Origin of the sequence: Cohnella rhizosphaerae, assembly GCF_029525575.1 — a bacterium.
Classification (GTDB): Bacteria; Bacillota; Bacilli; order Paenibacillales; family Paenibacillaceae; genus Cohnella; species Cohnella rhizosphaerae.
Window position 1 is genome coordinate 1801110 of the sequence record NZ_JAPDIA010000003.1, and the last position, 25859, is coordinate 1826968.

Sequence of the window (25859 nt, forward strand, 5' to 3'; positions counted from 1 at the left end):
GACGGCAAAAAAAATCAAGATGAGAGTCATCACGATCACGACCGACGAAAATCGCAACAACATCATGGATAAGTACATTAAGCCGAAAATCGCCGAAGCGCTGCCGAACCTCGAGGTCGAATTCGAGCCCGGCGGCGGCGGCGAGGATATGGCGAACAAATTGAAAACGCTGAACGCGTCGGAGGATATGCCGGACGTCTTCTGGAACGACGCAGGCTACTTCACGCCGCTGAAGAGCACGGGCAGTATCATGGACCTCACGCCTTATATCTCCCAGGACGGATTCCTGGGCAAGTATGCGGTACCGGACGCGCTGAAGCATGTCGACGGCAAGATTTACAGTCTTTCTTCGGGGGGCCGACACGTACTTTACGCCGGTGATCTTCTATCACAAGGATATGTTCGAGCAAGCCGGGGTCAAGGCGCCCGCTACGTTCGACGAGTTCCTCCAAATCTCGAAGACGCTTAAGGACAAAGGCATGGTGCCGGCGGTCACACCGGGCAAGGACGGATGGGGTGTGAAGCTCTTCATGCTGCAGCAGATGATCCAGGTCGGCGATCCGCAGGCGATGGCGGACCTCGTGAGCAACAAAACGAACTTCGACAACCCATCCGTCCAGGAGGGAGCGGCTCGGATCGAGACGATGGTCAAGGCAGGCGTGTTCCCGGACGGCATCGCCAACCTGGATTACGGACCGGCGATGGAAATGTTCACTTCCAAGAAGGCGGCCATGCTCATGATGTTCACGTGGGAGCTGCCGAATCTCGCCAAGGACGAGACGGTCGACTTCTTCCCGTTCCCGGCCGCGAGCGACAAATACGACCCGACGAAGAACGTGCAGTTCTGGGGCTCTCCGCTTAACGGCTACGCGGTCAGCGGCAAGACGAAGCATCCGGATGAAGCGGTCAAGCTGGCCGAGTTCCTCGCTATGGCGGACGCGCTTTACTTCGAGACGACCGGAGCGCCGATCGCCCTGCAGACGGGCAACCCGCCCGCGGACAAGAGCCCGCTGATGCAGAAGTTCGTGGACTGGTACAACCCGATCCCGAACAAGATCGCTTCGATGGCGCTGAATTCGCTGGATGCGCGGACGTCGGCCGAAATGTCCACGGAAGGCGCGAACCTGCTGACGGGCGAATACGCCGCCGCGGACTTCAACAAAGCGATGAACAAGCTCTGGAGCGAGAACACGTGGTTTAAAAATTAACGGACCGGCAACAGCTAATCCCCCTGCGGCGAACCCGCGGGGGGGGTTAGACACAAATTAAACGGTGGAGAGCGCCATGAACAAGTATTTCAGCACCAAGTTATCGATATTCGTGTTTACCGCGCCGGCCTTGCTGTTGTTTACCGTTTTCTGCGTATACCCGCTGCTTCCGGAGATCTGGATGAGCTTGCACGACCATGACGGCTTCCGCAATCTGGGCTTCGTCGGATTGGATAACTACAGGGAAGTGCTGTCGACGCCTTCCTTCTGGACCGCGCATAAAAATACGTACCTCATCGTAGGCATATCGTTGCTGCTGGGGCTGCCCCTTTCCATGATGCTCTCGCTTTTTATGGACGTGCAAACGCCAAGGCTGCGCCGCTTCTTCAAGACGGCGGCCATGTTTCCCGCCATATTGTCGGTTACGGTCGTGGCCCAGATCTGGCTTGCGTTTTACGAGCCGAACTGGGGACTGTTCAATCGCATCCTTCAATCCATCGGACTAAGCGACTGGACGCACTCGTGGCTGACGGAAAAGAGAACGGTCATGCCGAGCATCGGGCTGTCGTTCCTGTGGCAATATATCGGACTTAACGCGATCCTGTTCTATACGGGCATCAAGACGATCCCCAAAGACTATTACGAAGCGGCCTTGCTCGACGGCGCCAGCTTTGCGCAGGTGTGCCTGAAGATCACGATCCCCCTGCTGCAAAACGTCATCAAGTACGTGTTGATCCTCTCTACGCTAGGCTCGATGGCTTTCTACTCGCATGTGCGCGTCATGACGGCCGGAGGACCCGGGGATACCTCGAGAACCGTCATCTACCAGATGTATTATACGGCGTTCGACACTTCCCAGTTCGGCAAAGGGACCGCCATTGCCGTGATCTTCATTATTCAATGTCTCGTTATCTCGTTTATCATCCAGCGGTTTGTGGCGAGAGGGAAGCTGGAGTTCTAAGGCAGGGAGTGATTGGTCTGAAAGTGTTGAGCCGAATATTCTGGGTGGTCGTTGGCTGTACGTTTTTGTTTCCTCTGTACTGGATGGTCACGATGTCCTTGAAGTCGAAGAAAGAGGCTTACGCCAATCCCTTCGGCATCCCGACCTCGTGGGACTGGCACAACTTCGGCGAAGCGCTGTCCAAGTACCACTTTTACACGTATTTTCAGAACAGTCTGATCTATACGGCGGGGACGATCGCGCTCACGCTGACGACCGGCAGCATGCTGGCCTATTGCCTCAGCCGGATGCAGTGGAGGTTCAATTCGGCGGCGCTGTTCTACGTATCGCTGGGACTGATCGTGCCGATCGAAGTCGTCGTCATCCCTTTATTCCAGCTGATCAAGGAGCTTCATATTAAAAACAGCTATCTCGGTTTGATCCTGCCGTATTCGGGATTTGCGATCGCGTCCTGTGTCCTGATGCTGTATGCGTTCCTGCGCTCCTTGCCGAAGGAGCTGGAGGAAGCGTCCTGCATCGACGGGGCGAACGTGTACCAGACCTTTTTCAAAATCATATTTCCGATCGTCATGCCGGCGCTGATGACGCAGTGCGTGCTCATCTTCATCCGCATATGGAACGAGTTCCCGCTCGCCTTCATCATCGCCTCCAAGGACCAATTCCGCCCGCTCACCGTAGGCTTGCTTAGTTACTTCGTGAACGTGGGAGTCGCGGACTGGGGGCTGATCGGCGCCAGCATGCTGCTGTCCAGCCTGCCGATGATCATCGTCTACCTGATCGGCAACGAAAAGATCGAAAACGCGCTGACGGCGGGGGCGATCCTCAAGTAATGCAGCCGCAATAGCGAACAAAAGACACCGTCAAGGTGTCTTTTTTTGCGTCGGCTTGGGCAGCCGCGAGTAGCCGAGAGTAGCCGAGAGTAGCTGCGAGTAGCCCGAGTAGCCGAGAGTAGCCGAGAGTCAGCTGCTTCGTCCGCGAGCAGCCGCTTCATGCACATAAAATGTGCATGAACGCCGGTCGCACGCCACGCTCGTCCGCGAGCAACCGCTTCATGCACATAAAATGTGCATGAACGCCGGTAACACGCCGCATTCGTCCGCGAGTAACCGCTTCATGCACATAAAATGTGCATGAACGCCGGTAGCGCACCGAGTTCGTCCGCGAGTAACCGCCTCATGCACATAAAATGTGCATGAACGCCGGTAGCGCACCGAGTTCGTCCGCGAGCAACCGCTTCATGCACATAAAATGTGCATGAACGCCGGTAGCACGCCGAGTTCCTCCGCGAGCAACCGCTTCATGCACATAAAATGTGCATGAACGCCGGTAACACGCCGAGTTCGTCCGCGAGCAGCCGCTTCATGCACATAAAATGTGCATGAACGCTTGGAGCGCACCGAGTTCCTCCGCGAGTAACCGCCTCATGCACATAAAATGTGCATGGACGCCGGTCGTACGCCGAGTTCGTCCGCGAGCAGCCGCACCATGCACATAAAATGTGCATGGACATCGGTAGCACGCCACGCTCGTCCGCGAGCAGCCGCTTCATGCACATAAAATGTGCATGAAAGCTTGGAGCGCACCGAGTTCGTCCGCGAGTAACCGCCTCATGCACATAAAATGTGCATGAACGCCGGTAACGCGCCGAGTTCATCCGCGAGTAACCGCTTCATGCACATAAAATGTGCATGAACGCCGGTCGCACGCCGAGTTCCTCCGCGAGCAGCTGCTTCATGCACATAAAATGTGCATGAACGCCGGTAGCACGCCGAGTTCGTCCGCGAGCAGCCGCCTCATGCACATAAAATGTGCATGAAAGCTTGGAGCGCACCACGCTCGTCCGCGAGTAACCGCCTCATGCACATAAAATGTGCATGAACGCCGGTAGCGCACCGAGTTCGTCCGCGAGCAGCCGACGCCGGTAGCGCACCGAGTTCGTCCGCGAGCAGCCGCTTCATGCACATAAAATGTGCATGAACGCCGGTAGCACGCCGAGTTCCTCCGCGAGCAACCGCCTCATGCACATAAAATGTGCATGAACGCCAAGGTCCCGCCGTCTTTGGCCTTCCGCCCACCGCGATCGCCCGCCCGCCGTCTGCCGGGCGCGGTCGCACGCCCTTGGCTGCGAGCGGCCGCATTACTCGCCCTCATACCCAGCCTTTATCCATCGCCTTGCAGATCACCTGCGCGAACAGCGAGTTGGACCAGGCGAACCAGGGGCGGGTGAAGATCGCGGGATCGTTGCAATCGAAGCCTTCGTGCATGAAGCCCGTGTCGGCGTCGGTCGCGATCAGCACTTCGATGAGGTCCTTGACCTCCTGCTCGTCCGTACTGGTCAGCGCCTGCATGGACAGGGCCATGTGCCACACATAGCCGTCCTTGGTATGCGGGCTGCCGATGCCCTTCGCGTACTTGCCCTCGAAGTAGTACGGGTTGTCGAAGCTGAGCGCGAACCGCCGCGTGTTCTGATAGACGGGATCGTCGGCGGGCGCGTAGCCGAAGTACGGAATGGACATAAGGCCCGGCGTGCCGGCGTCGTCCATGAGGCAGTAGTTGCCGAAGCCGTCGGTCTCGTATGCGTAAATGCGGCCGAAGCGCGGGTGGTTGACGATACCGTAGGCGCGGATGCCGAAGTCGATCTGCTCGCGCAGCTTTTGCGCGCGCCCGGCAAGGCCCTCATCTTTATATATCGTGCTCGCGATCTCGCGGATATGGCCGAGGATGACGACGGCGAACATGTTGCCCGGCACATTGTAGCCGAACAGGGACGCGTCGTCGCTCGGCCGGAAGCCGGACCACGTCATGCCGGTGTAGTTGACGGGCAGGCCGAGGCCGTCGTTTTGCAGCGTCTCGGTCTCCTTGAAGCCCGGGCGCAGGAAGCGGTAAGGCGATTTTTCCATATGCCGCTGTTCGGTGCCGATGACGCCTACGATCGAGACGAGCGCCTGGTAGCAAGCGTCGTCGAACACGTCCGTCTTGCCGGACGCCTGCCAATAGTCGTGTAGCAGCTGCACGGGGAAGCAGAGGGAATCCAGTTCGTACTTGCGCTCCCACATCCAGGGCGTCATGTCGGACAGGTCGCCGTCGTTGTAGTGCTTGCCGCTTGCCGTTTCGTTGAACGCGTTCGTATAAGGGTCTTGGTTGATGTAAAAAAAGCTGGCGGCGAATCAGCCCGCCGATGATCCGCTGCAGCTCTTCGTCCTCGCGGACGAACGGCAGGTAGTGACGCACCTGCTCCACCGAGTCGCGCAGCCACATGGCAGGAATGTCGCCGGTGAAGACGAAGGTCGTGCCGTCGTCCAGCAGCTTCGTCGTCGTCTCGAGCGTATTGGGAAAGCAGTTGCGGAACATCCGCTGCAGCTTGGGACGGTGGGCGAGACGCCGGTCGGCTTGGTCCAGAAAGTCGCGAATTGAAGCGGGCAGTGGAGATACGGACTGCGTCATGTTATTTTCCTCCTTGGGGTCGGCCTACCGCCGAACGAATCATCCAACAGGTTGGCACACCTCGCGGCACAGCGCAATATGTATCGTTTGCAGCGTTGAAAACGGTTAAAACTTTACACATTTCCGCCCCGGTCAAAATGATAGCGCGTACACGAAAAACCCTTGCGTCCCAAGGGTTTTCCCCGTTTAACAATGACAATGCACATCTCACATATTTACGGCGCGAGCCTGCCTTCCCTACAATTCGAATTGTAATCGCTGCCAGGCCGTTACCGAACGAGATGAATACGCTCACAGTAAAAACGGTCCTGCAGCGCGGAAGGGAGGAGCAACGTGAAAGCAGATACGCAGCAAGTTCAAGTTTCGGACGGAAGTCTGCCGCTGCCGGCGAAGCTGGCCGAACGCGCGTCGCTCGGCAAACGAATCTGGCGCAACTGGGAGCTGTACCTTTTCGTCGCCCCGGCGCTGGTCTACTTTATTTTATTTCATTATCTGCCGATGTACGGGATCCAGATCGCGTTCAAAAATTTCATGCCGGCTAAAGGCGTCATGGATAGTCCCTGGGTCGGATTCGCTCATTTTGAACGGTTTTTCCACTCGTATTACTTCTGGGATCTGATCTGGAACACATTCGGTATCAGCTTGTATGCGCTTGCGGTCGGGTTCCCCCCTGCCGATTATTCTGGCGCTCGCCTTCAACGAAGCGAAGAACGGGTGGTTCAAAAAAATCCGTTCAGACCGTAACCTACGCGCCGCACTTCATCTCCGTCGTCGTCATGGCCGGGATGATCATCACGTTCCTGTCGCCGTCGTCGGGCATCATCATCAAAATTATGGAATGGGTGGGCATCGACGCGCCGCAGTTCCTGACCGATCCGCGATGGTTCAAGACGGTGTACGTCCTGTCCGACGTGTGGCAGAGCGCGGGCTGGGGCACGATCATTTATCTGGCCGCGCTGGCGGGCGTCGATCCGCAGCTGCACGAGGCTGCCATCGTAGACGGCGCGAGCCGTTTCAAGCGCGTCCTGCATATCAACCTGCCGACGATCGTCCCGACGATCACGATCATGCTCATTCTGAATATGGGCAACATCCTCGGCGTCGGCTTCGAGAAGATCCTGCTGCTGCAAAACTCGCTTAACATGGAGTCTTCCGACGTCATTTCCACTTTTGTATACCGAACCGGTCTGGTCGACGCGCAGTACAGCTTCTCGACCGCGGTAGGCCTGTTCAACTCGGTCATCAACGCCATCCTGCTGATCCTCGTCAACCGCATCGCGAAGCGGACGAGCGAGACCAGTCTGTGGTAGAAGGGAGAAATGCGCACATGAACCTTGCCAATTCAACGATTAAGGCGTCCAGGGGCGACCGGATCTTCATGCTCGGCGTATACGTGTTCCTGGCGATCGCGCTTGTCGTCGTGCTGTATCCGCTCATCTATATCCTCAGCGCGTCGATCAGCTCGCCGAAGCTCGTGAACGCCGGGGAGATGTGGCTTTGGCCCAAAAGCATCACCTGGGACGGATACACGCTCGTGTTCCAAAACTCCAAAATCTGGAGCGGATATCTCAATACGATCATCTACACGGTGCTCGGGACGGCGCTTAATCTCGCGGTGACGCTGCCTGCCGCCTATGCGCTCAGCCGCTCGGATTTTGTAGGACGGACGTTGTTCGTTATCATTATCCTGGTGACGATGTTCTTCAACGGCGGTCTGGTGCCGACGTACCTCGTCGTCAAGGATCTCCATCTGATCAATACGATGGGCGCGCTTATCCTGCCGGTCGCCGTCTCGGTCTGGAATCTGATCGTGGCCAGGACGTTTTTCCAAACGACGATCCCAAGGGAGCTGCAGGAGGCCGCGCAGATCGACGGGTGCACGAACCTGAGGCTGTTCACCCGCGTCGTGCTGCCGCTGTCCTTTCCCATCATCGCGGTTATGGCGTTGTTTTACGGGGTGGCCCATTGGAATAGCTACCTGCCGTCCTTACTTTATCTGAACGACGCCGCTAAATATCCGCTGCAAATGGTGCTCAGGCAGATCCTCGTGCTCCAGGAGATGACGGCGGAAACGACCGGCGCGGCGATCAGCGGCGATATCGCCAAAGCGATGAATTCCAAGGCCGAGACGGCTTCCCTGCTCAAATACGCGGTCATCGTCGTTTCCACGCTGCCGATCATCGCCGTCTATCCGTTTTTGCAGCGCTACTTCGTTCAAGGCGTCATGATCGGCTCGGTCAAGGGCTGACGGTACGCGGGCTCCGTTAATAACCGGCTTCGGCCGCTTATTATAGATGCCCCTGCCGTCGCTTGCGGCGAACGGGGCGACCAATTACGCGATTCATCATTATATACGGGAGGGTTCATCCATGGCATCGTACGCAAAAACAGGCAAGCTGCTGCTCGCGGCGTCCATCGGCGTCGGTCTGCTGGCCGGCTGCGCATCGAACGAGAAGAAGGAATCGGCGGGCGCGACCGTCAACAAAGAAGGCTTTCCGATCGTGAGCGAGCCGCTCACGCTGACGCTGATGGCGCCGGACACGGGCGACCAGGACTGGACCAAGATGAAGGTGCTCGACATCATGGCCGAGCAGAGCAACATCAAGCTCGACTTCCGCAACGCCCCGAAGGACAGCTTCGATACGAAGAAAAACCTCGTATTCGCGAGCGGCGACTATCCGGACATGTTCTACGCAGCCGGGCTTACGACAGCCGAGCAGATCAACTACGGCGGACAAGGCATCCTCATTCCGCTGGAGACGCTGATCGACGCGTACGCGCCGAACTTCAAGAAGGTGCTGGACGAGAACCCGGAGGTCCGCAAGTCGATCACCGCGCCGGACGGCCATATCTACGCGCTGCCGGTCATCGAGATGAGCCAGCACTGGTACCGCAATCCGATCTGGTACAACGGCGACTTCCTGAAGGCGCTGAACATCACGAAGCTGCCGACGACGACCGAAGAGCTGTATACCTATCTGAAGCGCGTCAAGACCGAGGACCCGAACGGCAACGGCAAGGCCGACGAGATTCCGCTGACGGCCAGCAACGCGAGAGACGTCAACCTGCGCGACATTCGCACCTGGCTGCTCGGCTCCTTCGGGGTGTACGAGGACACGATCTATGTCGACGACAACAAGACCGTTCACTACACGCCGCTGGAAGAGGGCTTCAAGCAGTACCTGACGTTTATGAACCGGCTGTGGAACGAGGAGCTGCTGGACCACGAGAGCTTCTCGCAGACCGACGAGCAGAAGAAGGCGAAGGTGCAGAACAACCAGGTCGCGATGTTCGCCAACTGGAACGCCTACATGTCCCTCGGCGGCGAGCCTTCGACGGACGATCCGATGTATGCGCCGGTGAAAAGCGAGATGGTCGACAAGCCGGCGATCGCGGCGAATGCCGGAATTACGCCGGGCGCGTTCGCCATCTCGAGCACGAACCCGTCGCCCGAAGCGTCGATGCGCTGGGTCGATTACCTGTACTCCTATGAAGGCGCGCTGCTGTTCAACAAAGGACCGGAAGGCATCCTGTGGAAATACACGGACGAGGCCACCCGCACGAAGGAATATCTGCCGATCCCGGACGGCGGCACCGACCGCGAGAAATATCGCTCGACGTTGACGCCGAACTACGGTATTCCCGCGCCGACGATCAACACGGACGATATCGAAAAGGGTCTGAAGGGCGACTTCGAGGTGTGGGTCGCCAAGGAAACGCAGACGAAGCTGCTCGACCGGGGCGCGCGTCCGCCGTTCCCGACGTTGTTCCTGACGTCCGAGGAGCAGACGCAGGTCAACAGCCTGACATCCGATCTCAATACGTACGTCAATCAGATGGAAGCCAAGTTCATCACCGGCGCCGAACCGCTGAGCAACTGGGACAAGTACGTGGACACGCTGAATAAGATGGGCGCCGAGAAGATGGCGAAGATCTATCAGGGCGCGTACGATCGGTGGGCTTCGAACTAAAGGTAGCGTCAGGGAAAAGGGCGGCTTGAAGAAAAGGCGGATGGAGGCCGCCCGCTTTGGCGGGCGGCCTTCGGCATTGCTGGGGGAAGGGCCTGCCGTCTGCCTGCGCAGGCAAGGCTCTTCCGTCTGCCTGTTCTGCATGCCTGCCTGTTCTGCCGGCCGGCCAGTCCGCTTCAACGATTCTCCGCCGTCGCTTGCCGATGCGGAGAATTTTTGTTTTGCGGGCGAAATGAGCCGAATATGATGAGGCAAGCAGCGGGCAGTGAAGTGAGCAGTCTGTTGCTATCGTGCAAAAATACATCATTCTCGAGCCGTATGGCGGTTTTTTGCAATCTATCGTGCAAAAGTGCACGATAGATCGCCTCATTGTGCGAGATCTGGTGTGTATCGGGAGAAAACCGTGCATTTTTGCGCGGTAGGCGAAACGACGAGCGGGCGCTGATTTCGATCGTGTACTTTTGCGCGATAGCCGGTCCGGGGCGGCTTGCTGTGTTCGTATTGCGGGGCCGTGATAGCCGGAAAAACCGGCTAACGGGGCCTGGGCTAGTGTGTGCGGGGGGCGAGATAGCCGGAAAAACCGGCTATCCCGGAACGGACAAATGTGTGCTAGCCCGGCATAGCCGTTAAAACTATTCCGCCGGCACGTTCACCTGCGCGTACAGCTTGCGGTACTGGCCGGGGGTGTAGCCGGTTTCGTTTTTGAACTTGCGGATGAAGTTCGGCGCGTCGAGGTAGCCGACGCGTTCGATGATCTCCTTGAGCGGCGCGCTCGTGGTGACGAGCTGGCGCATGACCTCGTCGGTGCGGAGCCGCCAGATGTACTGGGAGAAGGTCATGCCGATCTTGTCCTTGAAGCTGCGGCTCAGGTACGAGGTCGAGACGGAATACTTGAGCGCGATATGCTCGAGGCTGAGCGTATAGTCGGCGTACTGGCTGTCCACGTATTCGACGATGTTCTCGATGAGCGACTGCTGCCCGGTCTCGGTATTGCGCTCCACCTGTCGGCAGATCTGCGAAGACAGCGCGATCAGCTGGCTCTCGAGCTCCTCGAGCGTCTCGAACGACGTGAAGCCGGGAATGTCGTTCAGCACGTCGGTCATGCCGTACTCCGAGGCGGTGCGCAGCAGGGCATTGAGCAGGTCGAAGCAGACGCAGCGGAGCAGGGAAGCGGACAGCTTCACGCCGCGGATCTCGTCCACGAGACCGTGAATCGTCTGCGCGGCGACCGCTTCGTTGCCCTGCTTGAGACTCTGCTCGAGCTTCAGCATCGACTTCTTGGGCAGCCAGTAAGCGTCGCCGAAGGCATGCTCCTGCCGGGCCAGCCGCTCGAAGTAGGTGACGCGGCCCGGCTCGCCCATCAGGCGGAACTGCAGCGCGGTCGCGGCCTCGATAAACGACTGGTTCAGCTGGCCCAAGCTGTCGTATGCCGTGCCGATCCCAAGCGAGAGCTGCTGAAGCAGCTCGTCGCCGATATATGCGAGTACGGCATCGACGACCTGCTCCACGCGCGCCTGTACCGGTTCGTTGCCCTCGGCGCTCATGGAGACCATCAGCGCGAACCGCTCCGACGGGGAGAGCTCCACGCCGTAGGCGCGGGCGCCCCACTGCGGGAACTTCGCCTCGCGGAACCGCTCTGCCAGCTGCGCGACGATCGTACGCGAGGAACCGGAAGGAGGCAGCTCCTCCCAGGTGAGGATGACGGAGAAGCATAAGCTTTTCCCCGGCGCAAGCTCCAGGCCCGCGCTCTGCACGAGCCGCTCGATCTCGGGGTCCTCGGGTTTGCCGTGCTTCAAGAGCAGGAGCAGGCACTGATTGCGCACGTAGGGCTGCTGCATGTCCGCCCGCGCGCTGTACTCGTGGATCGTGGAGCGAATCCAGTCCCACTCGTTGCGGGTGTCCGTCGTCTCGGCAGCGCCGGTGCCTCTGAGCTTGACGAATTCCATCAAATTTTTGATCGGATGATATTGCCGTCTGGCCAGCACCATGGCCGCCGCGATGCCGATCAGGCCGACGAAGCAGAAGACGACCAGGATCAGCGACCGAATGTGCGCGACCCGGCTGAAAAACTGATGGCTCGGCATGGTCGTCACGTAAGTCCAGCCGTTCGCCTCGGACTTCACGGCCACGACGGACTGCTGCTTGCCGTCGAGCGTCAGGCTGTGAATGCCCGTCGACAAGGACGCGAGCCGGTTCAGGGCGACCCGGTCCATCGTTTCCCCGCGGCTGGTGCCCGTCAGCTTGATGCCCTGCGCGTCGAAGATGTAGCTGCTCCCGGAAAAATCGTTCAGGATCGAAGCCATCATGCCGGTCAGATTCGATTCCTTCATCAGATAGACGACCGTACCGTACGGAAACGGATTGTTCGGCTTGATCGGCACGAGCAGGGTCAGCATCGTCTCCTGCCGGGCGTTGATCGTGACCTGCTCGGCGGGACGCATGACCGGCTGGATCGCGGTGTTCATCTCGCGCAACAGCGCCTGCCGGCTCGCTTGGCCGAACTGGTAGGTGCTCCCGAACGCGACGTCGAGATTCATCAGCCCGCGGTAGGAGTAGACGACCGAATCGTCCCGGAAGTACAAAAAAGAGATCCTGCAAAATGCCGCTGCTCGCCTTGTAGTTCGCCAGCGTCTGGATCGCTTCCATGCCGTAGTAGTCGTGATGCACCATGTAGGAGGTCAGATGCTCGTCGTAGGCGATGCGCCCGGCGGTCTCCTGCAGCTCGGCGATGCGGCCGTCCAAGGTTCGTTTCACCTGGTTAAGCTGGTTCAGGTTCGATTGTTCGATCTCGGTACGGAGGCTGCGGACGGCGCTCTCGTAGACGGAGGCCGTGACGCCGGTCAGCGGGATCAGGAAGATGAGGATATAAGAAAGCGTATACTTGAACAGCAGCTTGGATTTGAAATGACTCCAGTTCAGGCGCATGCGAGAAACGAAAGCTCGCTTATTCGCGGAATTCCACACCGGCATCTCTCCTTGCTTCAATCTCGTATAGCGGACGCAGGCGCCGGACCGGAGATCGCGCGCTGTCCACGACCAAACATTATAATGATATAAATCGATATTCATCATTATAACGATAAAGCGGGCTTTAAGGGAAGGAAGGATGCATTTATGCGAAGCGCTTGCCCTCGGGCCGGCGCTTTTTTATCGTCTCGCCCATGCGCAAATGGTAAAATATCGGAAACAAGTCACAATTGTGCTATCTCGGTCATCCCAGTAGATAGATGGCTCCGGAAGCGCCCTGTACAATGACATCACAGACCAAAAGTAAGGAACGTGATGGAGATGGAACAGGCCACGCCGACCGTGCCGGCCGCGATCGACAAGCCCGCGCGCCAAGCGGCCCGGACGAAGACGCTGAATCAGGGCTACTGGAAAAGATACGGCGTGTTTTACCTGATGATGGCGCCGGCCTTGATCGTGCTGATCGTCAACAACTACATTCCGATGGCGGGCGCGCTGATCGCGTTCAAGCAGATGACGTACGCCTCGCCGAGCTTTATGCAAAACTTCATGGACAGTCCTTGGATCGGCTGGGGCAACTTCAAGTATTTGTTCGCGAGCAGCGACGCCTGGGTGATCACGCGCAATACGATGGCGTACAACGCGGTTTTTATCGTCCTCAACACGGTCATCGGCGTCGCGATGGCGATCGGGCTTAACGTCATGCGCAGCCGCTTGCAGTCCAAGCTGCACCAGACGATTCTTTTTCTGCCCTACTTCATGTCCTGGATCATCCTGTCGTATCTCGTGTACGCCTTCCTCAATCCGGACATCGGCATTCTGAACAAGTTCGTCCTGCCGTTGTTCGGCGCGGAGCCGGTCGACTGGTACTCGGACTCGAAGTGGTGGCCGCTCATTCTGCCGCTCGTCAATACGTGGAAGGGCATCGGCTACTACGCGGTCATCTTCCTCGCGGCGATCGTCGGCATCGACAACGAATATTACGAGGCCGCCCATATGGACGGCGCGACCAAGTGGAGACAGATCTGGACGATCACGGTCCCGCTCATCCGCCCGGTCATCGTCACGATGACGCTGCTGCAGATCGGCCGGATTTTCTACGCGGACTTCGGCTTGTTCTTCCAGGTGACGCGCAATGCCGGCGCGCTCTACGACAAGACGCTTGTCATCGACACCTATGTGTACCAGGGCTTCCTCGTCTCGGGCGATATCGGGATGTCCTCGGCGGCCGGCCTCTACCAGGCGGTCATCGGCTTCATCCTCGTGCTCACCGCGAATCTGGTCGTCAGACGCGTCAGCAAGGACGACGCCTTGTTCTAGGCGGCGCCCGCCCGCGACCACAGAAGGAGGAACCCATCCATGGCAACCAGCGTCATCCGAAAACGGAAGTTCAACGCGAACGAAATCTCGACCGGCACCAACGCCGTCATCAATGCGGTCTTCTGGATTTACAGCGCGCTTTGCGTCATTCCGCTGCTCATCGTCGTGGCCGTGTCGCTTTCCGACGAGCGGACGGTCACGGTCGACGGCTACAATATCTGGCCGAAGAAATTCAGCCTGGGCGCCTACGACTTCCTGTTCAACGACTGGAAGCCGATCGTCCAATCCTACGGCGTCTCGATTTTCGTCACCGTCGTCGGCACGATCGTCGCGCTCTCCATCATGACGCTGTACGCGTACCCGATCTCGCGGCGCGACTTCAAGCATCGCGGCATCTTTTCCTTCATCGTGTTTTTCACGATCCTGTTCAACAGCGGACTCGTGCCGTTCTACCTGACCTACAAGCAAGGGCTTCATCTGCAAAATACGCTGCTCGTCCTCATGCTGCCGTTGTTCGTCCAAGGCTTTTTCGTCATCCTGATCCGCACGTTTTTCTCGGGCTCGATCCCGCCGGCGCTCATCGAATCGGCCAAGATCGACGGCGCCGGCGAGCTGCGCACCTTCGTCCGGATCGTGCTGCCGCTGTCGCTGCCCGTGCTCGCTTCCGTCGGCCTGCTGTGCACGCTGAACTACTGGAACGACTGGTTTTTGAGTCTCCTCTTCATCAATCAGGACGGGCCGATGAGCATCCAGTTCCGCATGTACAAGACGCTGCTCGATATCGCATACTTAAGCTCGAACTCGCAGGCGTATTCGGCCATCATGCAGGCGAACCCGAACTTTCAGATGCCGAGCGAGACCGCCCGGATGGCGATGGCCGTCGTCGGGATCGGGCCGATCATCTTCATCTATCCGTTTTTCCAACGCTACTTCATCCAGGGACTCACCGTCGGCGCCGTCAAGGGCTGACCTTGCATCCGGCCGTTGCCCGACGCGGCGGCGGCCGGCTCGATCAATCAGGCTGAACCCGGTTACCGGCCGGTTCATGCATATACGCCTTACTCACTATGAAAAGGGAGGCAATACCCATGCTCGTACAGAACAAGCTCGGCAAGTCCGCGCTCGCGCTCGCGGCGCTCTCCGTCGTGCTCGCAGGCTGCGGCGGCAACAACAATAACGACAAAGGCGCGGACGCATCTCCGTCGTCCTCGGCGTCCGCTTCGCCGTCGGCATCCGCCGACGCATCGGCGACGGCGAGCGAGTCGGCGTCGCCGTCCGCGTCCGCCGCGGCATCGAATCTCAAGGAATACAAGCTGACGCTGTATCTGCCCGGCACGCCGCCCAAGGACGAAGCCAAGGTCGAGGCCGAGATCAACAAGTATTTGAAGGAAAAAATCAACGCGACGCTCGATCTGAACCTCGTCGACTGGGGCCAATGGGACAACAAGATGAATCTTGCAATCGCTTCCCGCGACCCGATGGACATCATCTTCACCGCCGCCTGGAACGGCCACGCGACCAACGTCGCCAAAGGCGCCTTCCTGCCGCTGAACGATCCGAACGGCAAATACGGCAATCTGCTGGAAAAGTACGGTCAGGACATCCTGTCCACGCTGCCGGAGGCGTTCCTGAAGGGCGCCAAGATCAACGGTTTCAACTACGGCATCCCGACGAACAAAGAGCTCGCCGAACAGGGCGGCATCATCTTCCGCAAGGACATCGCCGACGAGCTGGGCGTCACCGACCAGCTGATGGCCGCCAAGACGATCGCGGACCTCGATCCGATCCTCGCCAAGGTAAAGGCGGAGAAGCCCGAGATGACGCCGGTCTTCCTGCGCGACGGGGACAACTTCAACGCGCACTATTTTGCCAAGTACGACTACCTCGGCGATGCGACGATCGAAGGCGTCATTCTGAAGAACGCGCCGGACACGACCGTCAAGCCGCGCTTCGAGCTGCCGCGCTACAAAGAGACGCTGACCATCACCCGCGACTTTTTCAAAAAGGGCTATATCAACAAAGACGCGGCCACGACGCAGCTGAGCGGCAACGATGCGCTGAAGAAGGGCAACGTATTCATGATCACCTCGGCGCTCAAGCCCGGCAAGGACGCCGAGACGGCGAACGCGACCGGACTCGCAGGCAAGCTGGCGCAGGTCGCGATGACGGACCGTACCGTCGCGACGAGCGACACGGCCGGCTCGATGCTCGGCATCTCCACGACGTCCGGCGATCCGGAGCGCGCGATGATGTTCATCGACCTCCTGCATTCCGACAAGTACCTGAACAACCTGCTCAACTTCGGCATCGAGGGCGATCACTATACGAAAAACGGCGAGATCATCGCGCCGACAGCCAATACCGGCAACTACGCGATCGGCGCGACCTGGATGCTGGGCAGCCAATTCCTGAACTACGTCTGGGATACGGAAGCGCCGGACAAATGGGAGCAGTTCAAGAAGTTCAACGAAGGCGCGCTCGACTCCCCGGCGCTCGGCTTCACGTTTAACGCGGAGCCGGTCAAGTCGCAGGTATCCGTCGAGTCCAACATCCGCAAGCAGTACGATCCAGGCCTCGACACCGGCTCGATCGACCCGTCCAAGGCCGACGAGTACTACAAGAAGCTGAAAGCGAACGGCCTCGACGCGATCATCGCCGAGAAGCAGAAGCAGCTGAACGCGTTTTTGGGCAAATAAACAGCCGGCAGACATGAGAGCCGTCGGGCGCGAGAGCGCTCGGCGGTTGTTTGCGTGCGAAGAGGGGGGAGGCGTGAATGGGGCGGGGCGCCGGATTGAGAGTCGCGGGGGCGGCGTTGATGGGGCGGGATGCCGGATTGAGAGTCGCGGGGGCGGGCGTTGATGGGACGGGGTGCCAGATTGAGAGTCGTGGGGGCAGGTGGTCCTGGGTAGGAACAATCGTGTGAGCTCGAAGTGTCGCGGGGTCAGGTAGTCTTGGATAGGAACTATCGTGGGAGCAGGGAGTTTCGCTGGGGCTAGTTAGTCTTGGATAGGAACAAACGTGCGAGCTCGGAGTTACGCTGAGGCCAAGTAATCCTGTGTAGGAACAATCATGGAAGCAGGGAGTGGCGTTGGGGCGAGAGAGTCCTGGGTAGGAACAATCGTGCGAGCAGGGAGTGTCGCGGTGACCAGGTAGTCTCGGGTAGGAACAAACGTGCGAGTTAGGAGGGGCGCGGGTGCTGGTGGTCCTAGGTAGGAACAATCGTGGGAGCAGGGAGTGTCGTGGTGGCGAGGTTAGTCCTGGGTAGGAGCAATCGTGCAAGCTCGAAGTGTCTCGGGGGCGAGGTAGTCTTGGATAGGAACAAACTTGCGAGCAGGCCGCGTCCGCAAGCGGATTTATCCGATATTGATACGATGCGCTCGCCCTTTGGCAAGCGTTTCTTTTTTTGCACAAGATCGCCCGTTTTGAAGCTGGAAAAAGTGGTTTAATACGTGAAGAGTCTGACATTTTCATCAAGGAGGACATTCATGTATCGGCAACTACGCGCGCTTGGGGTCGCTCTTTTTTGGAATAGGAATCATCTGGTCGCTCGGTCATCCCGCCGGCTCCGCGCTGGCTGCGACAACGGCAACGACGGGTAACGCCAAGGCGTCTGCTTCGGTAACGGCCAACTTTAAGGACCGGGATCCCGAAGCGGGGGGAGATCGGCGGCATTTTCTATTGGAACACGACCGGGTCAGCGTCCGCGGAGGGCTATGAGGCATACCTGGTAGATAATAAAGGAAAACGTTACGGAAAAGCGCTAGGCAGGTACGTCGAGGAACGCCAGTCGATCGTCATCCCCGAGGGAAAGAAGGTAACCGGGAAAGCGGTGGCGCTCGGCCTATTCGATGCGGCAGACCGAAGCAAATCCGCGGCCGTGCCGATCGCGACGGCGAAGCTGCTGGACGAGCCGGCTTTTCGCGTTAGAGAGTTGACCTACCAAGACGCCAATCCCGGCGCTGGTGCGTGGGCCTCGATCGCATGGAGCGATCCGGCCGGCGGTACGGTCTACGACGGCTATCAGATTGAATATCCGGGCGGCCAGGAAAAGATCGCCAGATCTTCGACCGGTCGATACAAGCTGCCTTTGCAAAATCTCGACATCCTTGGCGAGGTAACGGTCGTTCCTTATCGCAAGGACGGCGTGTTCGATTACTCGGCAAGCGCACGGGTGCAGACGTACGACGATATAAGCGACGAGGCACCGAGCTGGATCAATGTCGGGGATGTAAATTCTGCCAGTGCGCCCGTGTCTGATATTCACTTCAAGCCGGTCTTGTCCGGCGGCAAAACGCGCGCCTCCGGCGAGCTGAGCTGGTACGACGCGAAAAGCTCCACGACGGTAAGCTACGTCGTATACGGCGCCGACGAAGCGGGCAAGCCGATCCAGCCGCTCGTCGACGTGACGAACGACTATCCGTTCGACGGCAGAGCGATCCGCGTGACGCTGCCCGAATTCAAGCTGGCAGGCGTCGCGAATGTCGCCGTCGTCGCGATCCGCGACGACGGGCATTCCGCAGCCGCGTTCGTTCCGGTCGGCGGAGATCCCGATCCGCTCTTCGTAGATACCGACGCTGCGAAAGGCGAGATCGGCGGTACGGTCTACGTGACGCCGCGCTTCCCCGACTACGGGGCCACGCTCCACTTCGTCGACGAATGGCAGCAGCCGATCGGCGATACGCTCGACACGGTCGTCGGCGAGAGCCGCTACTTCGAGATCCCGGCCGGCACGGCCATTCCCGAAGGCGCTTGGAAGCTCGCCATCTACGACAATGGCGGTCTCGAGGGAAGCGAATTCGAGAAGCCGCCGCAGTATCTTGCGTTTGAGGATAAGACTGAAGAAAATTGACGCGTGATAGCGGGCTTCGGATAAGCGGGCGGGAACGCGGGCCTGGCGATGAGTGAGCGGAAAGGTGCCGCCCCGTCTCGTTGACACCGGCCATTGCGTTGGATAGCATGAAGGAAACAGCTGTCTAACCGGAGGTGCGGAAGCGGGATGCACAATCTCGTCGGAGGTAATGAGAAAGAGCAGAGGGTACGCGGCGGGGAGGTAGGACTCGGCGACCGGCCGGGCATCCTCGTCATCAGCCACGGCTCGCGCGAGCCGGGCTGGGTCGCGCAGGTGGAAGATGCGGTCGCCGAGGCGAGGACGAAGCTGCCCGCGGACCTGCCGGTCGAAGCCGCTTACCTTGAACTGGTCGAAGGCCGTCTGATCCAGGACGGCGTGCGCGCGCTTGAGGCACGGGGCGTGACCGACATTTACGCGCTGCCGCTGTTCGTCTCGTCGGGCAGCACGCATGTCGACGAGATCGGCTGGGCGCTCGGCGCATACGCGGAGCCGCGGCGCGAAACGGATCTGGAGCCGATCGCCGTCACGGCGCGTCTCACCTACGGCGAGCCGATCGGCAGCGATCCGGAGATCGCGCGCGTGCTGGCGGCCAAGCTGGCCCCGCGGTCGCGCGAGCCGGCGTCGGAGTGCGTGCTGCTCGTGGGCCACGGCAGCGACGAGCCGTGGTTCTATGAAGCGTGGCGCAGGGAGCTTGAGGGGCTGGCGGCTGAGATCGCGCGCATCGGCGGATATGCCGGCGCCGACGCGGCGCTGCTGCGGCCGGACGAGCCGGCGGCGCGGATCGCGAGCTTGCGCGCGCGGTATCCCGGTGCGCGGCTGCTGGCCGTTCCGGTTTTTCTGAGCGAAGGTTACTTCACGTCGTCGGCCGTACCGAATCGGCTGGCGGGGCTGGATATCGATTATGCCGAGAACGCGCTGCTGCCGCATCCGCTCGTCAGCGACTGGATCGCCGGCAGAGTCCGGGGTTGGCTCTCGCGCCGCACCGAACGGCTTGAAGTTTGACTGAAAAAATAGAACGAATCGAGGCCTCCGCTTGATAAGAAAAGCGGGGGGTTTTTGCCGTTTGATGTCAGGATGGCGTAAGTTGTGTAAGAGGCTGCGCGTCGCCCGCCGGCCGCGTTGACATTGGCATGACGATTCAGTAGCATGAATAAGTAAAGACTTGAATCGGAACGGATAGAGAGCGATAGAAGAGGGGATTCAGCTTGGATATAGTGAGAGCGCGGTTGATCTACAATCCGACGTCGGGTCGCGAAGAGATGCGTCGGAGATTGCCGCAGATTCTGCAGCGGCTCGAGCGGGGCGGGATCGAGACGTCCTGCCATGCGACGGAGGCGGAAGGCGATGCCGTTCATGCCGCTTCAGAGGCGGTGGAACGGGGCTTCGACATCGTCATCGCGGCGGGCGGCGACGGCACGCTGAACGAGGTCATCAGCGGCATCGCCCCTCACGACCGGCGTCCCGTCATCGGCATCCTGCCGGTGGGGACGACCAACGATTTTGCAAGAGCGCACGGTATCCCGAAGAAGTGGGACGAGGCGTGCGACCTGATCGTCAAGCGCTACGCGAAGCCGGTGGACATCGGTCAGGCCGACGGCAAATACTTCATTAATATCGCAGGCGGCGGCTCGCTGACCGAGCTCTCCTACGAAGTGCCGAGCAAGCTCAAGACGATGATCGGGAATTTGGCCTATTACATAAGGGGATTCGAGAAGATCGCGCGGCTGCGTTCCTTTCATATGAAGATCTCGATGGAGGGCGTCGGCGAGTTCGAGGACGAGTACATGCTCATGTTGATCGCCAACAGCAACTCCGTCGGCGGCTTCGAGAAGCTCGCGCCGAACGCCTCGGCAAGCGACGGCATGTTCGACGTGCTGCTCATGCGCAAGTGCAACCTCGGCGAATTCATCCGTATCGCGACGCTGGCGATGCGGGGGGGAGCATTTGCAGGATTCGCACATTACGATGTTTCAGACGAACCGGGTGACGGTCGAGTCGGATGCGGATCTGGACATGAATCTCGACGGCGAATACGGCGGGCAAATGGCGCGGACGTTCACGATGCTGCCGGGGCATGTGCGGATCATTATGGATGAGCTTGGGGAGACCAAGTATCACTGACGGACCGGCGAGTCGAAGTATGATTGATGGGCTTGGGGCAAATGAATTCGGATGGCTGTAAAAGCAAAATTGTTTCCGACGGGCCTTTATTTGTATATATAGAAGCGGAACCTATGAACGGGGCTGGACAGCATGAGTGACAAGGGCAAGCGCGGCGGCGGCTCGCGGGGCGGCGCGGCGAATCGGGGCGGCAGGCACGGGGGCAGCGTCGGGAGAGACGGGCGGCAGGCGCCCGCCCGAGCGGCGGACCAAGGCGGCAGGTCTGTAGACGGCGTCGGGAAAGAAGGGCGGCAAGCGCCCGGCGGTGCGGGCGATCGCGGTCGGGCGAGCGGCGGCCAGCAGGAGCGGGGGCAATCGAGCGGGGCGACGGTGCGCGCGGAATCGCGCGGGCGCGGCGCCGCTGGCGGCCGCGGAGCTTCGGGTGCTGTTGGCGGCGGAGGTGCGCGGTCGCGGGAGCGCGGCGAGGGCGAGCATGCAGTTGGTGGACGGCCGCAGGGTCAGCCGCAGCATGCGCGTAGTGCCGGTGCGCGGGAGCGCCGGCAAGGCGAAGCGCCTCGCCGGATCGCGGGCGTGCCGGTCGCGGTCGGCGATTCCGTCGTCATCGACGTCGTCGGGATGACGCATGAGGGACAGGGTGTAGGCCGGGTGGAGGGCTACACCCTGTTTGTGTCGGGCGCGGTGCCGGGCGACCGGGTGCAGGCCGAGGTGCAGAGCATCGGCAAGTCGTTCGGCCGCGCGCGTTTGGCGGCGCTTGTGGCGGCGAGCCCGGACCGCATCGCGGCGCCGTGCGAGATCTATGAGGCCTGCGGCGGCTGCCAGCTGCAGCATTGGGGCTACGCGGCGCAGCTCCGCTGGAAGCGGGAGCACGTCGCGGGCGTGCTGGCGCGCATCGGCAAGCTGCCGGTGGCGCCGCTGGAGGAGGCCGCCGGCGAAGCGGGCGGCCCCGGCACTGCGGACGCCGCGCAAGCCGGCGTCCGCGAGATCGCGCCCGATGCGGGGCGCGCGCCGGTCGTCGTCCTTCCCGTCATCGGGATGGACGAGCCTTGGCGCTACCGCAACAAGGCGCAGGTTCCCATGGCGGCCGGCATCGGCGGCCATGGACTCATCGGCGGCTTCTTCGAGCAGGGAAGCCACCAGGTCGTGGACATGGAGGCCTGCCTCATTCAGCAGGAACAAAACGAAGAGACCGTGCGCGCCGTCAAGCGCATCGCCCGGTCTCTCGGCTACTCCGCTTACGACCGTGCCACCGGCCGCGGTCTGCTTCGCCATGTCGTCGTCCGCCACGCCGAAGCGACCGGACAGCGCATGGTCGTCCTCATCACCAACGGCCGCGACATGCCGCACGCCGACGAGCTCTGCGGACTCATCCGCCAAGACATCCCCGGCGTCGCGAGTATTTGCCAGAACATCAACACCAGCGCAACCTCCCAGGTGTTCGGCGAAGAAACCCGCGTCCTGTGGGGCGATGAGGTCATTTACGACGAGATCGGCGGCATCACCTTCGCCATCTCCGCGCGCTCCTTCTTCCAAGTCAACCCGACCCAGACCGAACGCCTCTACCGGACTGCCGTCGACTATGCTGGCCTAACCGGCGAAGAGACCGTCATCGACGCCTACTGCGGCATCGGCACGATCACGCTTTTCCTCGCCCGCCACGCCCGTCGCGTCTACGGCGTAGAGATCATCCCCGAAGCCATCGAAGACGCCCGCCGCAACGCGCTGCTCAACCACATCAACAACGCCGAATTCGCCGTCGGTCCGGCCGAAGTCGTCATGCCGCAGTGGCAAGCCGAAGGCGTCGCCCCCGACGTCATCGTCGTCGATCCGCCGCGGAAGGGCTGCGACCCGGCGCTGCTCGCTACAATGCTGGAGCTTCGCCCGGCGCGCATCGTCTATGTCTCCTGCGATCCGGCTACGCTCGCGCGCGATCTGCGTGTGCTGGAGGATGGCGGCTATCGCACGGTGGAGGTGCAGCCGGTGGATATGTTCCCGCATACGGTGCATGTGGAGTGCGTGGTGGGGATATGTCGCGTCGATACCTAGAAGTCTATAGTTATCAGTACTCGGCGAATTATTTCTCCTTTGCGAAGGATGAGAGCGATTATATGAACAAGGAATTGCGAGACACGATCAAAGTTTCGGTTGTTTTGGATTTGAAATGGGTAGATATGACGAGCGAATTTTAGTCATTAAAAATATAAAGGGGCTGTTCAGGTCAGTTATACTGACTTGGCAGCCCCTTGAGTTGTGTTTAAGGCAATCGGTTAATTATCTAGTCTAATGCGAATTGTATTAAGTGCTCTGTACCTGTTTAAAGCTTCTATCTCACTGTAAACATCCAAGGTTCCACTAACATCTTCTATTGTGACAACAAGCGCGTAGGGAACATCATCATTTCTATCATCCCACCGTGCAAAAAGTTCAAGCCAAACTTGCCAATCACCAGCATTAAATCTGGAAAAGGTTTTACTAAACTGATGGCAAATGTCCCATTTTTGTCTGCCTTCTCGGTGATCCTGTTGAACAGGTATTAATGTGACTCCATCCAGATGACTTTTCTTTAATGAAGCTCGTATATACGCTCCTAAATATTCTGTTCCTTTGGTTCTATCAACTAATGGTCTGGAAACACATGTGACAGATACCTTTGCAACATTACGCCCAACCTGGGCTGCCAGAATTGGCGGCATGTAAATGGATACTCTTTCTTTAGTTACTCTGTTTAAAGAGCCTGTCCTAACAAATGTTACTCTTGAGGGAGATGAAAACCTACTTTCTTCAACATTAGAAAGCCCTCTGCCATACAGATTATGTGCTAGGGTAAGCTCTTCTTCTTCCATCCCATCTTCGTCCCACAATGCAACAGCATTGTGATAAAGTAGGGCTTTAGAAAGTAGCGTGTCTCGATCTGGAATGGAGTTTAGTATCTCTGCATAGTCACCTGCAACAATAGGAGCAGAAAAGCTAGTCCCTGCGTCGGCTATAAGCTTGCCGTCTTTTGATATAAGCATTGAAAGAGGATCATTAGGAACTGTTGCGTCCTGACCATCAAGAACGATCGTCCCCGAATAAGCGCTTAAATCTGGTTTTGAGAATCCTTTAAAACCTGGACCGCGGCGGCTATACGGTGCTATTTGGTTTCTTTCGGAAAGACTATTATCATGGTCTGCACCTACGATTGATCCAACAACTATAGATAGCATAGAATCCGCTGGGGCCGAGATTCTTGAATCATCATCATCAATAATATCTTCTAAACGAAATTCTGTTCTCCAAAGTGCATGATTGCCTGCGGAGACAATAAACTGTACGCCAGTTCTTATTTGCAAGGCATCCAATTCAAAACCGACGATGCTCATTTCATCCCCTTCAATAGGGGACGTTGCATTTGCGGATAGATTGTAGATTTTCACAATATCGGAATGTGCATTTACCGCCGCTTGTATTCGCTGTATAAAAATATTTACTGGCACATTTCCGTCAAGTATGTTGCAATCGAGGATTCGGGCTCGCGGAGTAACTATATTCGATTGCAACTGTTGATTGAGGTACTTGAACGCTACTCGGCTGGCGACCTTAGTCCCGTGGTCTCCATCACCAACACCAGAATTAGGTGCAACCCAATTCTGGGTAATTAATGGGGACAGAGATTGAGGGAAATTCACACCTGAGTCCAACACAGCGACAATAGGCAGTTCATCTATGTTTACGCTGGGGTCAATTTCTATACTTTCCAAGTCAATCGCGGTATTTTGTGTAGCATCTACGTTAAAAAAAATCAGTTTTTTCAATCCTGTAGATAGCAGAATCATTTTCAAATCGAGATAATGCTGTCGAAGGAATTATTGCACGGACAACAGGTGTTTTATCCGACAAATAATAAGGTGACTCTTGAAGTTCTCCTTTTGTCACTTTGATTTTTTCCAGTAAATGAGTCATTGCCAATTGGTAAACGTGATCTTCAAGATTTGGTATCAACATTAGTTGAACATCTAAAGTAGCTGGGGTATGAGTAGAAGTGGTTAACTTTTGCAACTCCCTTGAATTCTTTTCAGACCCGACATAGGGCTTGAAATCTTCAATGAAATCGAAATAAGTTTTCCCGTTCCCATTCCGTGTATACGCGTCCACTCGATTTCTGAGAGTTTGAAATTGGGTGCTTGTAGAGGTGACAATAGCACTTCTCACATTTTTTTACTGCCCTTACTTTCATGCCGTTAGAATCGAATAAAGTTTGTTTATCTTGAATTTTTTCACCCTCAGGCAATTCAATGTTAAAAACGAGTAAATCCGAATCCCCTAATGAGTTGTCGGTTGCAACTGAATCCAGCGTATGTTTAATTTCCTGTAGACTGTGGCTTAGTTTGGAACCGTGTTCCGTGTAGGATACATTTCTTTGCGGTGGAATTGCCCTTAAGGTTTTATTCAGTCGTTGTACTTCCTCATCTGGAATCCATAGATGACTTTTATTATCCTTGTTCATCAACCTTCTCCTCCTTATTGAATCTGTAGCTCAAAGTAGATTTTGATATCCCTGTTATTTCTTCGAGTGTACGCATTGATATTCCACTTTTATTCAATTTATAGAGCGCGCGAGTATACGCATCGCTATCCTCACTAACCAGAAGAGTGGATTGCTTAACCCAAACGTTGGCAATATCCTCTTTAGTAACAGTTTTTTCTCTATGCTGCATAATGCAATATTTTGCAACTGCTTGCAAAAAGGTTCCTACTTGTGCGCCACTCATACCTTCTGTTAACGTAGTCAAAATTTTAATGTCAATTATATGACCTTCAAGAGTTTCGCTGATAAACTTGCTTATCATGCTCTCTCGTTGTTGTGCATTGGGCAATTCCAGCAAAATTGAAGTGTCAAACCTCCTCCAAATCGCTGGATCAAGAAGATGGTGATGATTAGTTGCTGCCACCAAAAAGACGTTAGCTGGCATTGAATCCATATTTTGAAGTAGTGTCGTTACAACCCTCTTCAATTCCCCCAGTTCATGCGCATCATCCCTTTT

17 protein-coding genes and 3 pseudogenes are annotated in these 25859 nt (G+C 57.9%); 14 read left to right on the forward strand and 6 right to left on the reverse strand.

The window, feature by feature from the left end; translation table 11 throughout:
• The first annotated feature begins 19 nt into the window (after nt 1–19).
• The 4 genes from OMP40_RS13665 to OMP40_RS13680 all read left to right on the forward strand — a co-directional run bounded on the left by OMP40_RS13665 (nt 20) and on the right by OMP40_RS13680 (nt 2999).
• Nucleotides 20–469 (forward strand): extracellular solute-binding protein, encoded by a 450-nt coding sequence (locus tag OMP40_RS13665; RefSeq protein ID WP_277532017.1) that lies wholly within the window; start codon nt 20–22, stop codon nt 467–469.
• Nucleotides 399–1208, forward strand: coding sequence for an ABC transporter substrate-binding protein (locus OMP40_RS13670; protein WP_277532018.1), 810 nt, complete (start codon nt 399–401; stop codon nt 1206–1208). Before OMP40_RS13665 ends, OMP40_RS13670 begins: the two co-directional genes overlap by 71 nt.
• Before the next feature lie 76 nt (nt 1209–1284).
• The gene (locus OMP40_RS13675) at nt 1285–2169 is read left to right on the forward strand and encodes a carbohydrate ABC transporter permease (RefSeq protein ID WP_277532019.1); all 885 of its coding nucleotides are present in this window, start codon (nt 1285–1287) and stop codon (nt 2167–2169) included.
• Between the two features lie 92 nt (nt 2170–2261).
• On the forward strand, nt 2262–2999 hold the full coding sequence (locus tag OMP40_RS13680) for a carbohydrate ABC transporter permease (RefSeq protein ID WP_277532021.1): 738 nt from the start codon (nt 2262–2264) through the stop codon (nt 2997–2999).
• Between the two features lie 1317 nt (nt 3000–4316).
• On the opposite strand, the pseudogene OMP40_RS13685 reads toward OMP40_RS13680, so the two are convergent.
• Nucleotides 4317–5613, reverse strand: a pseudogene (locus tag OMP40_RS13685) (glycoside hydrolase family 125 protein).
• A gap of 375 nt (nt 5614–5988) precedes the next feature.
• Here OMP40_RS13685 and OMP40_RS13690 point away from each other — a divergent pair.
• The 3 genes and pseudogenes from OMP40_RS13690 to OMP40_RS13700 all read left to right on the forward strand — a co-directional run bounded on the left by OMP40_RS13690 (nt 5989) and on the right by OMP40_RS13700 (nt 9584).
• Nucleotides 5989–6923 (forward strand): annotated as a pseudogene (locus tag OMP40_RS13690) (ABC transporter permease).
• Between the two features lie 17 nt (nt 6924–6940).
• Nucleotides 6941–7861, forward strand: a complete 921-nt coding sequence (locus OMP40_RS13695) for a carbohydrate ABC transporter permease (RefSeq protein ID WP_277532023.1) — start codon at nt 6941–6943, stop codon at nt 7859–7861.
• Nucleotides 7862–7982: 121 nt separating this feature from the next.
• Nucleotides 7983–9584 (forward strand): extracellular solute-binding protein, encoded by a 1602-nt coding sequence (locus OMP40_RS13700; RefSeq protein ID WP_277532025.1) that lies wholly within the window; start codon nt 7983–7985, stop codon nt 9582–9584.
• 629 nt (nt 9585–10213) lie between these two features.
• On the opposite strand, the gene OMP40_RS13705 is transcribed toward OMP40_RS13700, so the two are convergent.
• Nucleotides 10214–12163 (reverse strand): helix-turn-helix domain-containing protein, encoded by a 1950-nt coding sequence (locus tag OMP40_RS13705; protein ID WP_338131116.1) that lies wholly within the window; start codon nt 12161–12163, stop codon nt 10214–10216.
• Nucleotides 12164–12869: 706 nt separating this feature from the next.
• Here OMP40_RS13705 and OMP40_RS13710 point away from each other — a divergent pair.
• The 7 genes and pseudogenes from OMP40_RS13710 (at nt 12870) to rlmD (ending at nt 22881) form a co-directional block, all read left to right on the forward strand.
• Nucleotides 12870–13868, forward strand: coding sequence for an ABC transporter permease (locus tag OMP40_RS13710; RefSeq protein ID WP_277532027.1), 999 nt, complete (start codon nt 12870–12872; stop codon nt 13866–13868).
• A 39-nt stretch (nt 13869–13907) separates the two neighbouring features.
• Nucleotides 13908–14837: a carbohydrate ABC transporter permease gene (locus tag OMP40_RS13715; protein ID WP_277532030.1), complete on the forward strand. Its 930-nt coding sequence runs from the start codon at nt 13908–13910 to the stop codon at nt 14835–14837.
• A 119-nt stretch (nt 14838–14956) separates the two neighbouring features.
• Nucleotides 14957–16564, forward strand: a complete 1608-nt coding sequence (locus tag OMP40_RS13720; RefSeq protein WP_277532032.1) for an ABC transporter substrate-binding protein — start codon at nt 14957–14959, stop codon at nt 16562–16564.
• A 1133-nt stretch (nt 16565–17697) separates the two neighbouring features.
• The gene (locus OMP40_RS13725; protein WP_277532034.1) at nt 17698–18717 is read left to right on the forward strand and encodes a hypothetical protein; all 1020 of its coding nucleotides are present in this window, start codon (nt 17698–17700) and stop codon (nt 18715–18717) included.
• Between the two features lie 147 nt (nt 18718–18864).
• Nucleotides 18865–19719 (forward strand): sirohydrochlorin chelatase, encoded by an 855-nt coding sequence (locus tag OMP40_RS13730; RefSeq protein WP_277532035.1) that lies wholly within the window; start codon nt 18865–18867, stop codon nt 19717–19719.
• Between the two features lie 209 nt (nt 19720–19928).
• Nucleotides 19929–20838: pseudogene (locus tag OMP40_RS13735) on the forward strand (diacylglycerol kinase).
• Between the two features lie 570 nt (nt 20839–21408).
• Nucleotides 21409–22881 (forward strand): 23S rRNA (uracil(1939)-C(5))-methyltransferase RlmD, encoded by a 1473-nt coding sequence (gene rlmD, locus OMP40_RS13740; RefSeq protein WP_420871928.1) that lies wholly within the window; start codon nt 21409–21411, stop codon nt 22879–22881.
• A gap of 221 nt (nt 22882–23102) precedes the next feature.
• Here rlmD and OMP40_RS13745 read toward each other — a convergent pair whose 3' ends face one another.
• Genes OMP40_RS13745 through OMP40_RS13760 form a run of 4 tightly spaced genes read right to left on the reverse strand, consistent with a single transcriptional unit; the run spans nt 23103 to nt 25838 of the window.
• On the reverse strand, nt 23103–24650 hold the full coding sequence (locus OMP40_RS13745) for a S8 family peptidase (protein ID WP_277533175.1): 1548 nt from the start codon (nt 24648–24650) through the stop codon (nt 23103–23105).
• Nucleotides 24607–24873 carry a hypothetical protein gene (locus OMP40_RS13750; RefSeq protein ID WP_277532036.1) on the reverse strand — a complete coding sequence of 89 codons (267 nt, stop codon included), beginning with the start codon at nt 24871–24873 and terminating at the stop codon, nt 24607–24609. Before OMP40_RS13750 ends, OMP40_RS13745 begins: the two co-directional genes overlap by 44 nt.
• Nucleotides 24874–24916: 43 nt before the next feature.
• On the reverse strand, nt 24917–25321 hold the full coding sequence (locus OMP40_RS13755) for a hypothetical protein (protein WP_277532037.1): 405 nt from the start codon (nt 25319–25321) through the stop codon (nt 24917–24919).
• Complete coding sequence (locus OMP40_RS13760; RefSeq protein WP_277533177.1) at nt 25308–25838, reverse strand: ATP-binding protein; 531 nt, start codon at nt 25836–25838, stop codon at nt 25308–25310. The genes OMP40_RS13755 and OMP40_RS13760 overlap by 14 nt, the downstream gene beginning before the upstream one ends.
• Nucleotides 25839–25859: the final 21 nt, after the last annotated feature.